The organism is Enterocloster bolteae, from assembly GCF_002234575.2.
Classification (GTDB): Bacteria; Bacillota; Clostridia; order Lachnospirales; family Lachnospiraceae; genus Enterocloster; species Enterocloster bolteae.
The window spans coordinates 930,823-944,515 of the sequence record NZ_CP022464.2 but is presented as its reverse complement, the minus strand read 5'-3'; the positions used below and the strand labels follow the sequence as shown (position 1 = coordinate 944,515).

Annotated in this window: 11 protein-coding genes; 5 read left to right on the top strand and 6 right to left on the bottom strand. The window is 52.7% G+C overall.

Annotation, left to right across the window (positions count from 1 at the left end; translation table 11 throughout):
* Position 1: 1 nt before the first annotated feature.
* The 5 genes from CGC65_RS04455 to CGC65_RS04435 all read left to right on the top strand — a co-directional run bounded on the left by CGC65_RS04455 (position 2) and on the right by CGC65_RS04435 (position 7,064).
* Complete coding sequence (locus CGC65_RS04455; RefSeq protein ID WP_002568124.1) at positions 2-1,570, top strand: response regulator transcription factor; 1,569 nt, start codon at positions 2-4, stop codon at positions 1,568-1,570.
* 79 nt (positions 1,571-1,649) lie between these two features.
* A complete protein-coding gene (locus tag CGC65_RS04450; protein ID WP_002568125.1) occupies positions 1,650-3,050 on the top strand; it encodes an ABC transporter substrate-binding protein in 1,401 nt (466 codons plus the stop codon).
* A gap of 10 nt (positions 3,051-3,060) precedes the next feature.
* Positions 3,061-3,960, top strand: a complete 900-nt coding sequence (locus tag CGC65_RS04445; protein WP_002568126.1) for a carbohydrate ABC transporter permease — start codon at positions 3,061-3,063, stop codon at positions 3,958-3,960.
* Positions 3,950-4,780, top strand: coding sequence for a carbohydrate ABC transporter permease (locus CGC65_RS04440; RefSeq protein WP_002568127.1), 831 nt, complete (start codon positions 3,950-3,952; stop codon positions 4,778-4,780). Before CGC65_RS04445 ends, CGC65_RS04440 begins: the two co-directional genes overlap by 11 nt.
* A 13-nt stretch (positions 4,781-4,793) precedes the next feature.
* Complete coding sequence (locus CGC65_RS04435) at positions 4,794-7,064, top strand: glycoside hydrolase family 2 protein (RefSeq protein WP_002568128.1); 2,271 nt, start codon at positions 4,794-4,796, stop codon at positions 7,062-7,064.
* 123 nt (positions 7,065-7,187) lie between these two features.
* Here CGC65_RS04435 and CGC65_RS04430 read toward each other — a convergent pair whose 3' ends face one another.
* From CGC65_RS04430 to CGC65_RS04405, 6 genes are all read right to left on the bottom strand, one after another.
* Positions 7,188-7,580 (bottom strand): NifB/NifX family molybdenum-iron cluster-binding protein, encoded by a 393-nt coding sequence (locus CGC65_RS04430; protein ID WP_002568129.1) that lies wholly within the window; start codon positions 7,578-7,580, stop codon positions 7,188-7,190.
* The gene (locus CGC65_RS04425; protein ID WP_002568130.1) at positions 7,558-7,953 is read right to left on the bottom strand and encodes a DUF134 domain-containing protein; all 396 of its coding nucleotides are present in this window, start codon (positions 7,951-7,953) and stop codon (positions 7,558-7,560) included. The genes CGC65_RS04430 and CGC65_RS04425 overlap by 23 nt, the downstream gene beginning before the upstream one ends.
* A gap of 207 nt (positions 7,954-8,160) precedes the next feature.
* A complete protein-coding gene (locus CGC65_RS04420; RefSeq protein WP_002568131.1) occupies positions 8,161-8,589 on the bottom strand; it encodes a type II toxin-antitoxin system PemK/MazF family toxin in 429 nt (142 codons plus the stop codon).
* Positions 8,590-8,695: 106 nt separating this feature from the next.
* On the bottom strand, positions 8,696-10,654 hold the full coding sequence (locus CGC65_RS04415; RefSeq protein WP_002568132.1) for a complex I subunit 5 family protein: 1,959 nt from the start codon (positions 10,652-10,654) through the stop codon (positions 8,696-8,698).
* Between the two features lie 30 nt (positions 10,655-10,684).
* Complete coding sequence (locus CGC65_RS04410; RefSeq protein ID WP_002570186.1) at positions 10,685-12,157, bottom strand: complex I subunit 5 family protein; 1,473 nt, start codon at positions 12,155-12,157, stop codon at positions 10,685-10,687.
* Positions 12,158-12,171: 14 nt separating this feature from the next.
* Positions 12,172-13,659: a complex I subunit 5 family protein gene (locus tag CGC65_RS04405; RefSeq protein ID WP_002568134.1), complete on the bottom strand. Its 1,488-nt coding sequence runs from the start codon at positions 13,657-13,659 to the stop codon at positions 12,172-12,174.
* Positions 13,660-13,693 lie beyond the last annotated feature (34 nt).

The following is a 13,693-nucleotide window of genomic DNA, read 5'->3' as shown; positions in this document are numbered from 1 at the left end:
CATGTACACAGTATTGATAGCTGATGATGAAGCAATTGTAAGGATGATGCTGAGTTCCATGATTGACTGGGATGAGATGGAGCTCAAACTGGCTGGCTGCGTATCTAACGGCCGTGAGGCCCTGGCCTATCTGGAGCAGCATCCGGTGGATATCCTGATTACGGATATCCAGATGCCGGTGATAGACGGCCTGGAGCTGATACGCCGGGTAAAGGAATTCCATACCCAGCCGGAAATCCTGGTTCTCAGCGCATACAATGATTTCCCCTATGTTCGCCAGGCCTTTAAACTGGGAATCTATGATTACTGCCTGAAACGGGAAATCCATGAGGAAATGCTGAAACGGCATCTGACCAACATGAAGCAGCTTCTGTCGCAAAAGGGCAGGACTCAGACTTCAGGCGCCGAACATGTGAAAGACAGGAAACAGCTGCTGGCCCAGCTGCTGTGCGGGGAGCTTGAACCGGAGGCAGCAGGGCTTCCTGAGCGGTATTATATGGTCTATTTCTCAATCCAGAGGTATCAGGAAATCAGGAGAAATTTTGGAAACGATTTTGACAAAAACTTTCATGTCTCCCTGCTTAACCTGGCCGGCCAGATTTCACAGGTTGCAAACCACGGCGTTATCGTGCCGGACCATGTGACCAATCTGGTTATGGTCTATGAGACAGGCCCCCAGGACAACCAGGACCAGGCCCTGGAAGGCCTCTTGCGTGTCTGCCGGCGTCTGCTCAATGCCTGGAAGAACTACATGAACGTGGATGCATCCGCAGCAGTGAGCAGCCTGGCCCTTGGGCCTTCTGCCTTTGAGGAGAAGTTAGCAGAAGCCACCATGAACCTGACCATGAAATACGTCATGAAATCCCAGAACCTGTTTTCTTCCCTTGACTATTCCCGCTTTTCTCCCCTGGAGGCAATGGCCCGGGAGAATGAATTCCGTGAAATCATCCAGGCCCTAAAATCCAATAACACAGTGAGCTTCGAGTCTGCCCGCTCCCTTCTTTTGGCGCGCATACAGGAATCCCCTGTCCGGCAGGCAGGCCTTCTGGCCCTCTATCTGGCCTATCATATTGCTGCCTCCCTGGTCCACCAGCTGGAGGATACGGACTATGTATACAGCACCAGTCTTCTGGAAGAAATATCCGGCCTAAGGACCAGCCAGGAAGTGTGTATATGGACCGTAAATTTTCTCAGCGACATGAAACGCTACGTACAGTTCCACTATCAGTTCGATTTCCCGGACGAGATATCCCGGGCCATTAATTATATCGACAGCCACTACTATAAACCCGATCTGACGCTCTATGAAGTGGCATCGGAAGCAGGCTTCAGCGAAAAATATTTCAGCACGCTTTTCAGCCGCAAAATGGGTATGTCCTTTTCCAGCTATATGAAACATCTGCGCATACACCACGCCAAGACCATGCTAAAAGAAACCAGCATGAAGCTTAAGGAAATAAGCGAGGCAGTGGGCTACAACAGCGTGGAATACTTCGTGCGGGTATTTTCCGCCCAGGAGGGGGTGAGTCCATCCTCCTACCGGAAACAGAGCCGTACCATTGTACAGTGAATCGAACCTTTTTTCATTGTTTTCATCCATCAGAATTGTTACACTGAATCTGACAAAAGCAATCACAAAGGAGGAAGCTATGAGAAAGAAAAGATTTTTGTTAGGCGCAGTGGCTCTTACGGCTGCCCTGGCAGCCACGGGCTGCAGCAGCACCCCCAACGGTTCCCAGGCAGCGGACAGCGCAAAGAATCAGGCAGACACGGGTAAGGATTCCGGCAGCAGGGACTCCGGCAGTGAGGACACCAGCAAAGCCGCCGGGGCAGACAGGAACATCTCCTGTACCCTGACCCTGGCCACCTGGGACGTGGCGGCTGCCAAAACCTTTGAGGAACTGGACATGGAAGGACGGTTCCAGGAACTCTATCCAAATGTGGAAATCGACATCGAAGAGTTCAATGCGGAACCGGAGTATTTTAATTCCATGAAAATCCGCTCCTCTGCATCTGAGCTTCCTGACCTTATGTTCCATAAATCCGACAGCATGAACCAGTACTCCGAGTACCTGGCAGACCTGACGGATACAGAAGCCAATAAAAATAACCAGATTGCCTCTGAGTATGCGGTGGACGGCAAGGTCCTGGGCATACCGGACCGCAAGGCAAGTGATTATGTGTATTACTGGACAGACATGTTTGATGAGGCAGGAGTTGAGGTTCCTGAAACCTGGGATGAGTTCGTGGAGGCCAGCGAAAAGCTCCAGGAACATTTCGGTCCCCAGGACCCTGACTTCGGCGCAATCTGCATGGGCGCAAAGGATGCATGGCCCACTTATCCCCTGATGGAGTATGGTCCTGCCGCACAGAGCGGAAACGGTTATTACTGGGATGCCATGACAACCGAGGACGCGCCCTTTGCAGAGGGTACGGATATCCACACGGTTTACGGCAAGATTTACGACCTGTTCCAGAAGGGCGTGCTGGGAAAAGATCCTCTGGGTATCACATACGACCAGAGCCGCGCTCTCTTTGCAAAGAAAAAAGGGGCCATGACCCTAAACAGCCCCATGTTCCTCACCGCATATAAGGCTGACGGCTACGACACTGCCGGTATGTCCACCTTCTACCTGCCATTTCGTGACAGCAGCCAGGATGAATTCAACCTTGTGACCCAGGGCGACTGCTTCTTAACGGTCACCAACAATTCTGAAAACCCCGAGGTAGCCAAAGCATTCTTAGAATTCTACTTCAGCGAGGCCTGGTATCCGGATTATATTGCCTCCATCAGCAGCGACAGCACCATGACTCCCTATGCCAAGGAGCTGGATCCTGTGCTTCAGACTGCATCCGAACTTCAGCCCGAGGTTAAATTCGTGACCTATGGGGCCGGCGGCAGCGACTTTATCAACATGGTATCCGAGACCAAGTTTGACTGCAAACAGCTGGGCGTGGAGATGCTGACAGACGGCTTTGATTATGCAAAGCGCTGTGAAGAGCTGAACCAGACCTGGGCGGAAGCAAGAACCAAACTGGGCCTTAAATAGGAGGACAGGCATGAACAGGCTCAACCGAAAAAGACTTACCTTTTTAAGCCTGTCCCTGGCAGTTCCGGTCATTCTGTTATGTGTATTTGTGGTTTATCCATTCTGGGAGCTCATCCATATGAGCTTCCTGGAATGGGACGGAGTTTCCTCGGTACGGTCCCTTGCAGGGTTTGACAATTACACACAGCTCTTTTTCAAATCCCCGGAATTCTGGCAGGCTTTCCGCAACAATTTAACGTATCTTCTCATACATGGAATCATGATGCCTGTGGAGCTGGTTCTGGCAGTTATGCTCTCCAGCAGGTTTAAAGGGTCCGGTTTTGTCAAGGCCATCATTTTTCTCCCTTTTATCATCAACGGCGTGGGTATCTCCTACTCCTTTTCCTACTTTTTCTCACCTGTGGAAGGCGGATTCAACTATATCCTGACCAGGCTGGGTATGGAAGGCCTGATTCATAACTGGCTGTCCGACCCCAAAATCGTGAATTATGTGCTGGCCTCCGTGTCCATCTGGCGGTATATGGGCTTTCACATTGTCCTGTTCATGGCCGGCCTTTCCTCGGTGCCAAAGGATATGATGGAGGCTGCCGTGGTAGACGGCGCCAATGCATGGCAGCGCCTGAGATACATCCAGCTTCCGGCCATCCGTACCGTCATTGACTTCATGCTCTTTGATGTTATCAACGGCAGCCTGCAGATGTTTGATATTCCTTACATCATGACCGCTGGCGGGCCAAACGGGGCGTCCAACACATTTTCCATCTACACCATTGACACGGCCTTTAAATACAATAACTTCGGAATGGCATCCTCCATGGCTGTCATCATGATATTCATGATTGTATGTGTACAGATTGCCCAGCGCTTCATAACCAACCGTCTGAGAAGGAGGGATCAGCATGGCGCGTAAAAAAATATCCCTGGCAGGGAAATATGCTGTTTCTCTCATCCTGGTTCTCATGGTATTCCTGCCCCTTCTGGTGACCATCATAAGCTCCCTGAAGATTCCGGGAAGCCTGGATGCCCAGTCCCCGCTGTGGATTTCAGCCAGGGACATGACCCTTAACAACTACCTGAGCGTATTCAAGGAGCGGTACCTTGTCAGGGCCTTTACCAACACCATCAAGATTGTTGCCGTCAGCATTTTCTTCAATGTCCTGGTGGGCTCAATCACTGCCTATTGCCTGGAACGCTTTGAGTTCCGCTTTAAGAAAATCATCTATATCCTGTTTTACCTGGCCATGATGGTCCCCACCAATATCGTGGAGATTGCCAGATTCCAGGTTATCCGGGGCATGGGGCTCTACAATACATTAGGCGCCCCCATCGTCATATACATTGCAGCCAACCTGATGCAGCTCTATATTTACCGGCAGTTTATAAGCGGCATATCAGTTTCACTAGACGAAAGCGCCATGCTGGACGGCTGCGGTTATTTCAGGATATTCGCCCAGATTATCTTTCCGCTGCTGACACCGGCCACGGCCACCCTTGTCATTATCAAGACCGTGTCCATTGTAAACGACATGTACATTCCCTATCTGTACATGCCCAAAAACCAGAACAAGACCCTGACCACCTTCCTGATGCGCTATGCGGGCGCACAGCAGAATTCCTGGCCTCTGCTTGCCGCCGGAATCATCGTGGTGGCCCTTCCCACCGTGCTTCTGTATGTCTTTTTCCAGAAGTACATCATAGAAGGAATCACGGCAGGCGCCGTTAAAGAATAAAAGGAGATGAATTATGGACAAACCTGTTTTATGGAACCTGAACTGGAAATTTTACGACTATTTTGAGGAAAACCTCCTGACAGAGGATTCTGACCGCTGCTCAGATGTGAACCTGCCACATACAGTAAAGGAGCTCCCCTTAAGCTACTTCAGCCACCAGGAGACAGCCATGATAAGCACCTATGTGAAACTGCTCTCCGTCACCTCCCGGATGCTGGAGAACAGAATCATACTTGTATTTGACGGCGTCATGACCTATTTTGAGCTCTTTGTCAATGGCCAGAGGGCAGGTGAGCACAAGGGCGGCTACTCAAAAAGCATGTTTGACATTACCGGTCTATGCAAGGAAGGCCCAAACCGGATAGTACTGCGGGTGGACAGCCATGAGCGGGAGGACATCCCACCCTTTGGATACGCCATTGATTATATGACCTACGGCGGCATTTACAGGGATGTCTGGCTTTACTGCTGCAGCCAGGTCTTTGTGGAACGCGCCTTAATCCGCTATGACCTGGAGAACAAAAATGCCATCCTGAAGCCTGAACTGTTCCTGGATAACAGCGGCCCTGAATGCTCCCTGACAGCGGATATCTGCCTGAAGGACAAAGAGGGCGCCATTGTGGCTTCCTACAAAAGATGCATCCAGGCCGCCCCGGGCAAAAGCAGCATTATCTTAGAGCCACAATGCGTCCCGTCCCCCATTCTGTGGGATCCGGACAACCCTTACCTCTACACGGTGGATATAACCCTTGAATCGGGCGGACGCGTGCTGGACAGGCACCATGTGAGAACGGGTTTCCGCACAGTAGCCTGCACACCGGAGGGCCTCTTCATTAACAACAGGAAAATCAAGATAATGGGCCTGAACCGCCACCAGTCCTTCCCCTATGTGGGCTATGCCATGGGCAGGCGGGCACAGGAAAAGGATGCGGACATCCTGAAGAATTACCTCAATGCCAACACGGTCCGCACTTCCCACTATATGCAGTCCGAGTATTTCCTGGACCGCTGCGATGAGATTGGGCTTCTGGTGTTCTCAGAGATACCGGGCTGGGGCCACATAGGCGGGGAAGAATTTAAAAAGGTGATGATGCAGGACGTGGAGTCCATGATTCTGACCCAGTACAACCACCCGGGTATCTTCATCTGGAGCATACATATCAATGAGTCCCTGGATGACGACCAACTGTATACCAGGGCCAACGCCCTGGCCCATAAGCTGGATTCCTCACGGCCCACCACAGGCGTGCGCTACATCACCAACAGCCATCTTTTGGAGGACGTGTACTCCTTAAATGATTTTACCTACTCAGACTGCAATCCGGACGGCACAAAGCTGTTCAAGGGCCGCCGGGAGGCCACGGGCCTGGAATACCCTGTGCCCTTTATGATTACCGAATTCTCCGGGACGGCATTTCCCACCAAGCTCTGGGACAGCGCGGATAAACGTACCACCCACGCCAGGGCCTATGCCAGGGTATACAGTCACTCCAACCTGTCAAAGGACCTTCTGGGAATCATCGGCTGGTGCGCCTTTGACTACAATACACATGCGGATTACGGTTCAGGCGATAAGATCTGTTACCACGGCGTCATGGACATGTTCCGTATTCCAAAATACGCTGCCTATGTGCTGCGCAGCCAGAAAAACCCGGAACAGGAGATCGTGATGGAGCCCACCACGGAATTTTCCAGGGGTGATAATAAGGGCAACCGGCTGGTGTCCCCGTTTATGGTCCTTACCAACTGTGATTACATCGAAGTGGAAATGTATGGTAAGCCCCCGGTCCGCTATTACCCGGATAACCGGTATATAGGCCTGGAACATCCGCCCATTGAAATCGAGGAGGAAATCGGCGTGTGGCAGGATTTGTGGCAGGACGGATCCATCACCGGGTATTACAAAGGCAAGGCTGTCATCCAGAAGAAATTCCTTCGCGACTCCAGCCTCCACGATATGGAGGTCACTGCTGACGACACCAGGCTTTATGGGGATTATACAGATGCCACCCGGGTGGTATGCAGGGTTACGGACCGTGTTTCCACTACCCTGGTGTATTTCCCCGGCATCATCCAGGTGGAAACCAATGGCCCAATCCAGGTAATCGGCCCCTCAGCCATTCCTGTAAGGGGCGGCTGCGCTGCTTTCTGGGTTAAGACAAATCCCCAGAGCTTCTCAGGAAATGCTGAAACAGCAGAAGTTCACATCCGGCTGACAGACACGCCGGTAGAGAAGAAATGTGTGAAAATAGATGTGGTAAAATCTGATATGGAGGTGGGTTAAGATATCATGACCGTTTAAGATATCTTAGCAGTTAAGATATGTCAGGCCCGCATGAACACTGTTTTATATACCGTGTTCATGCGGGCCTGGTTTTTTCTGGTTTTCTGTTGCTTTTTCTTATTATTAATTATGTCCCCCGCAGCTGTGGCCGTGTCCATGGCAGTTATGCTCGCCGCCCTCATGGTGATGGCTGCACATGGTATTCGGATCATAATCCAGGCTGCCGTTTAACAGGGCCTCCACTGCCTGGTCCGCATCCCCGGACGCACCCGGATACAGTTCAATTCCTGCCTGGGACAGGGCTGTCCTGGCGCCGCCGCCGATTCCTCCGCATATCAGCACCTTTACTCCCAAATTTTTCAAAAATACAGCCAGAGCCTCATGGCCGCTTCCACCGGTTCCAACTACCTGAGAGGACAGGATTTTCTTATCCTCTGTGTCATATACCTTGAACTCCTCTGTATGGCCAAAATGCTGGAATACCTGTCCGTTTTCATATGTTACAGCAATCTTCATTACAATCTCCTCCTGGTTTGTTATTACAGCGGCGTCTGCGGCACCCGCGTTTTTCGCAGTTCTTCCCGCAGCAGTTTCCTCCGTCCGGACACAGCTGGTAGTTGCCTCCCCGGATTTCCAGCCTTTTTCCATTGACCAGACAGTCCGCCAGCTTTTTCCTGGCTGAATTATACACTGCCTGGACCGTGGTCCTGGCCACCCCCATCTGGTCTGCGCACTGTTCCTGGGTGCAGTCCAGCCAGTCAATAAGCCGTATGGTCTCATATTCCTCCAATGTCAGCTCCACCGCACTATCCATCTCCTGGTTCAAAGGACCAAAGGTGTCTATGGCTGGCACGGAACAGATTCTTCTGGCTTTGTACGGTCGCGCCATATGCCTTCTCCTTCTCCGCTGTCTCACTTTGTTTTTGACTTATGTCAATAATTATAGGGCAGTTTATGACATATGTCAATATCTTTTTTGCCTTTCGGTCCCATCTGACCGTCCAAACTAACAGGGCCGTCCCCTGCCTCATAACAATGTATGCAGAAAACGGCCCTGTCATTATTATTTCTTTGTGCCTCAACCGATATCTCCGTCTTATGAATAAGACGGCAGAAAGACCTGTCCCATATTGCCTGTCAGATGCCCCAGCCCCAAGCTGGTAACCATGGCCTGTTCAATTCCCGCCATCTGACCGGAATCCAGATGTCCTATGTATTCCTTCAAACGGTTCCGGTCTATGGTGCGAATCTGTTCTGCCAGTACGGTGGAATCCTGCTTTAAACCGCCGCGCATCCTGCGGATACAGACATGGGTGGGAATGGCTGCCTTGGTGGATCGGCTGGTGATGGCTGCCACGATTACGGTTGGGCTGTATTTGTTCCCCACATCATTCTGGATGACCAGTACCGGCCGGATTCCCCCCTGCTCAGACCCCACTACCGGCGACAGGTCCGCATAATATAAATCCCCTCTCAGAATGGTCTGGTGTGCGTCCTGGTTCATATTTTTGTTCTCTCTATACATATCATTACCTCGCTGATTCGTAAATGGTGTTTTCTAATGAAGAGTATCACCATCCCTGAGGTAATTAATCATATGAGGGACAACCTTTTTTCACACACAAGGTTTCTCATAAAAACAGCACATATGCTGTCATCAGTATAAGCCCTGCACCCAGCATCATGAACCCGTATCCCATGCTGGAATAAATCATGTGCAGAAGCCTTACATCCTGAGCCTGCCTGAAAAACCGGCTGGACTCCCCCGGTGCCACCACCTGGTTCTTTTCCGGCCTTTTCATAAACAGGGGAAGAGGGCCTTCGCAGATCCCGTTGACGCATCTGGCCAGCACGGCTCCCAAAAAGGGCAGCACGGCAAGTACCAGGGGGCGGTAAACCCGGTCCTCCAGGTTCAGCCATGCCGGCCATCTGTCCACATAGACCCTGGTCCCGTCCTCCCCTGTCTCCATAAGGTATCTGCGAATGAACAGCACATACACCAGAATTCCTATCGTTATGCTGATACAGGCTCCCCTGAGATTGGCCTCTGAAAAATACTCCACCTGGTGCGGGACCTGTGCCCCCCTTAAAAACGGACGGCTGATATCTGTCATACGGTCCATAATCTGGTGGGGGGCCATCCCCATAAGAGGGAGGAGACAAGCAGAGCCGCCCAGGGCAAAGCAGGCAGCCGTGCCGGCGTACCGCTTTTCCCTGTCATCCCTCTCCCGGCCCATTGGGGCCTTTTCCAGAAAAATGGCCGCAAACAGCTTTGCCATGTAGGCAACCGTAAGCCCTCCCGCCAGGAGGAAGGCCCACTCCAGCACCTGAAAGGGCAGGGCATCGGCGCCCTGGGCGCCCAGCACTTCTATATACTCCACTATACTCTCATGAAGCAGCGTCTTACTCACATACCCGTTCCACAGCGGGATACCGCATATGCCATATGCACCCATGGCAAAGACCAGCATCAAAAACGGCTTGTTCCTGCCATATCCCCGAATCTCATTCAGATCCAGCTTATGCAGATTCATATAGATACATCCAGCCGCCATGAACAGCACCAGCTTAATCATGGAGTGGTTCACCATATGCAGCACGGTTCCGCTCACAGCCAGCCCGTTTTCCTCTCCCAGCAGACACTGCATGGCGCATCCCGTAAGGATGAAGCCAATCTGGGACATGGAGGAACACGCCAGGGTACGTTTTAGGTCAATGGAGAACACGGCCAGTATTGCTCCCAGCACCATGGTCACGGCTCCCGGCACCAAAAGCACCATTCCCCAGGCCATGTCATGCCGGAACATGGTCACGGTAACTGCCAGGATTCCGAACACGCCCGTCTTGGTCAGGATGCCTGACAGCAGGGCGCTGGCAGGCGCCGGCGCCACAGGGTGGGCATTGGGAAGCCATACGTGCAGCGGATACATCCCTGCCTTTGCCCCGAATCCGGCAAGCAGCAGCGCTCCTGCCAGATACAGGGGCCATGTTCCCCCTGTGGCCTTCCTGAACTGTTCCAGACTGTCCATGGATAGATTTCCTGTTCCCGCTGCAATCATAAAGATACCGAACAGCGCGCACAGCCCCCCTATAACTGCAATGGCCAGGTAGGTCCTGGCTGCCCTTCCCGCTGCCTCTGTCTCCTCCTGTATGACCATCACAAAGGAGGTAAGTCCCATTATCTCAAAGAACAGGAACAGGGAGAACAGGCTGTCGGACAGAAATACGCCCATGGTTGCCCCGCAGGTTAACAGGGAAAAGAAACAGTATCTTCCGCGATTGCCGTGTCGGGCAAAATATTCCATGGAAAACAGGGTGGTCATCATCCACATAAAGGCTGCAATGGTACTGTAGAGCCACCTGAATCCGTCCGCCCTCAGCCATATGCCCATCTCACAAAATCCGGCCCAGGAAAAAGCTGCCGGACTGTTAACGGGATAAAGGCAGAGCATGCCTGTAAATTCCATGACCATGGCGGCCGACGCAAAAACATCCCGGTTCCTCTCCCCTTTTTTTCCTGCCAAAAGACTGATAAAGGCTGCCAGAAAAGGCCAGGCCACAGCCCCCAACAGCCATATATTTCCTTCCATTTCCGCTACCCCCTTCATCTTTTATCCTTCCTACATACCTCCTGCCGCAATCCGGTTAAACACCTGAATCAGAGGGCCGGACCACAGGCCCAGGACCATGCTCATGGCAGTAATGGCAATCAGAGGAAGCTTCATATTCCAGTTTGGGTCACAATGAGTATTCCAATGGGAATCCTCCCTCCCCTCTGCCGGGAACCAGGCAGCCCCTATGATGAGTACCATATAAAACAAAGTAAAAAAGGCGGATATAATCAGGCATGCCACCCCCAGCATTCCCAGACCCCCTGCCTCTGCGGCAGCCGACCCAAGCATAAACTTGCTCACAAAGCCCGCAAAGAGCGGGACCCCCACCAGCCCCAGCCCGGCCAGGGTAAAACAGGTCATGGTAACCGGCATGGCCCTTCCCACTCCCCGCAGTTCATACACATATTCCCGTCCCCCTTTATACAGGATGGCTCCCGCGCAGAAGAACAGGGTAATCTTCATCAGGGCGTGGCATACCATATGGGTCAGGCCTGCTGCCAGCCCCGCGGGAGTCATAAGCATGACGCCCATAAGGATATAGGACAGCTGGCTTACAGTAGAATAGGCCAACCTGCGTTTCAGATGCTGTGTGCAAAGGGCCCTGAGGGAGCCATAAAGGATGGTGATGCAGCAGACGCACAGAACCGCTGCCTGCACCTTTGTCCCTATAAGGAATCCGGCCCCGAAGCACCAGTACACCACCCGCATCAGCGCAAACACGCCCCCCTTCACCACTGCCACTGCGTGCAGAAGGGCTGATACGGGAGTGGGGGCCACCGACGCAGCGGGAAGCCAGCTGTGAAACGGGACCACTGCTGCCTTTACCCCAAACCCGAAGAAGGCCAGAATAAATGCGCCGTACAGATGACGCCGTTCCACATGGGACAGACCCTGGGGTATCACACCGCCCCAGGTAAAATCCAGGGTGGTTCCATATTCATGAAGGCTGATAATGCTGACAAATACCATGGCAGCCCCCGCCATGGAAAGAAGCAGATATTTCTTGCCCGCATAGATGGCCCTGGTATCCATGGCATGCATGACCAGCGGCAGGGTAGCCAGGGTCATAAGCTCATAGAAAAAGTACAGGGTAATCAGGCTGTGTGACAGCGCCACTCCCGCCACCACCCCATATGTAATGGAAAAATATCCGAAAAACTTGTTTTCCTTCCCCTCATGCTTCATATATTCAAAGGAATACAGTGCGGTAAGGGGCCAAAGCACTGCAATGAGACAGGCAAATACCCCGGACAGACCGTCCAGTCCCAGCGATATATTCATTCTGCTGCCAAAACGGTACAGCACCAGCGGCTGTCCGGGACGGTTTAACACCAGGGCCCCAATCACTGCCGAGGCAGCCAGAATTCCTCCCATTACCAATATCTCCCGTTTTCTGCGCTCCTTTGGACGCAGTCCAAGCACAGCCGCGCCAGTCACCATAGGAAGAAGCACAGGCACCAGCAGATAATATGGATTCACACCCATCACCCCTTTCACACCATATCAGAGGCAATGCCCCTCAGTAATTCAAAAACAGGATTTCCCAGAGCCCCCAGCACCAGCAGGGAGATGCCTAACACGGCCAGAGGCACCCCCATAAATGCAGATACAGACAATCTTCCATCTTCTGATTGATCCGTTTTCCGCCAATCCTTTCCCGGAAAAAATCCCTCCACAATAACAGGAAACAGATACCCCGCCGTCAGAAGGGCGCTGACCATAAGCACCACAGGCCCCAGCCATGCAAACACGCCGGCATCTGCCCTCATGGCACCCACGGCCAGATGCCATTTTGCCAGAAAACCGCCTGCCGGGGGAATCCCCACCAGTGACAGGGATGCCAGGGCAAAGCATACCATCACAGCCGGCATCCGCTTTCCCATCCCCCTTAACTCCTTTACCCTGGTGCAGCCCGTTTTACATATCACAGCCCCCGCGCAGAGGAACAGGGCGTTCTTTGCCAGGGCATGGAACACCACCTGGAGCAGGGAGCCGTAAAGCCCTTCCATGGACAGCAGGAATACGCCCAACAGCACATAGGACACCTGGCTGAAGGAGGAACAGGCCAGACGCCTTTTCAGCTTCTTTTCCTTATAGGCCAGCATGGAACCGGTAAATATGGTCACCACAGCCATGGACAACAGGGCGTACTGCACCCATGTCCCCCGAAGGAACGCGGGACCGGCCATATTGTACACCACACGGATGACAGCCACCACCCCTGCCTTGGTAATCAGGCCTGATAACACAGCGCTGGCAGGGGCAGGCGCAACCGGATGCGCGATAGGCAGCCACGGATGAAGGGGCATAAGACCTGCCTTACAGGAAAATCCGGCCGCCATACAGAAAACAGCCAGAAGAAGAATCTGCGGCCTGCCCTGGACCATTCCCGCTGCCTCCGTCAGAACCCCGCCCGCCTTAAAATCCGTTCCGCAGGCATACTGGCGGAAGAAGAAATATCCTCCCAGAGCAATGGATGCGCCCAGCATGGAATAGGCCAGATATACCATTCCGGCACGAAGCGCTTCCCTCATCCTGGAATGGAATACCAGGGGAACGCTGAAAAATGTCATCATTTCAAAAAACAGGTACAGGGTAACAAAATTTCCTGCCCAGGCAACTCCTGTCAGGGCTCCCAGGGACATAATAAGGCATCCGAAAAACCGGGCATCTTCCTTCTCATGTTCCATATATTCAAAGGCAAAGAAAACCACCAGCACCCATATAAGGGATGCCAGACCGGAAAACAGGGCTCCGGTTCCATCCATCCGAAGGCACAGCTCCATGCCCGGTCCGATGCTCCACAGAGGCAGCTCCATCCCCATGCAGTTCAGGATGACCAGCCAGGAACACACAGCCTCTGCCAGGGACAGAACCGCCGCGGCTGTGTGAATTTTGTTTTTTCCCGGATTCCATATCCACAGGGCCCCGCCGGAAACCACTGGAAACAGCACCGGCGCCATCATCCACATTTCTCTCATGTCCTATGTCCTCTCCTTCTCATATACTCCCCTG

Coding starts and splice junctions, on each gene's coding strand:
- CGC65_RS04445 (WP_002568126.1), top strand. CDS start 3,061: ATGAACAGGCTCAACCGAAAAAGACTTACCTTTTTAAGCCTGTCCCTG.
- CGC65_RS04450 (WP_002568125.1), top strand. CDS start 1,650: ATGAGAAAGAAAAGATTTTTGTTAGGCGCAGTGGCTCTTACGGCTGCC.
- CGC65_RS04440 (WP_002568127.1), top strand. CDS start 3,950: ATGGCGCGTAAAAAAATATCCCTGGCAGGGAAATATGCTGTTTCTCTC.
- CGC65_RS04425 (WP_002568130.1), bottom strand. CDS start 7,953: ATGGCGCGACCGTACAAAGCCAGAAGAATCTGTTCCGTGCCAGCCATA.
- CGC65_RS04430 (WP_002568129.1), bottom strand. CDS start 7,580: ATGAAGATTGCTGTAACATATGAAAACGGACAGGTATTCCAGCATTTT.
- CGC65_RS04455 (WP_002568124.1), top strand. CDS start 2: ATGTACACAGTATTGATAGCTGATGATGAAGCAATTGTAAGGATGATG.
- CGC65_RS04415 (WP_002568132.1), bottom strand. CDS start 10,654: ATGGAAGGAAATATATGGCTGTTGGGGGCTGTGGCCTGGCCTTTTCTG.
- CGC65_RS04420 (WP_002568131.1), bottom strand. CDS start 8,589: ATGTATAGAGAGAACAAAAATATGAACCAGGACGCACACCAGACCATT.
- CGC65_RS04405 (WP_002568134.1), bottom strand. CDS start 13,659: ATGAGAGAAATGTGGATGATGGCGCCGGTGCTGTTTCCAGTGGTTTCC.
- CGC65_RS04435 (WP_002568128.1), top strand. CDS start 4,794: ATGGACAAACCTGTTTTATGGAACCTGAACTGGAAATTTTACGACTAT.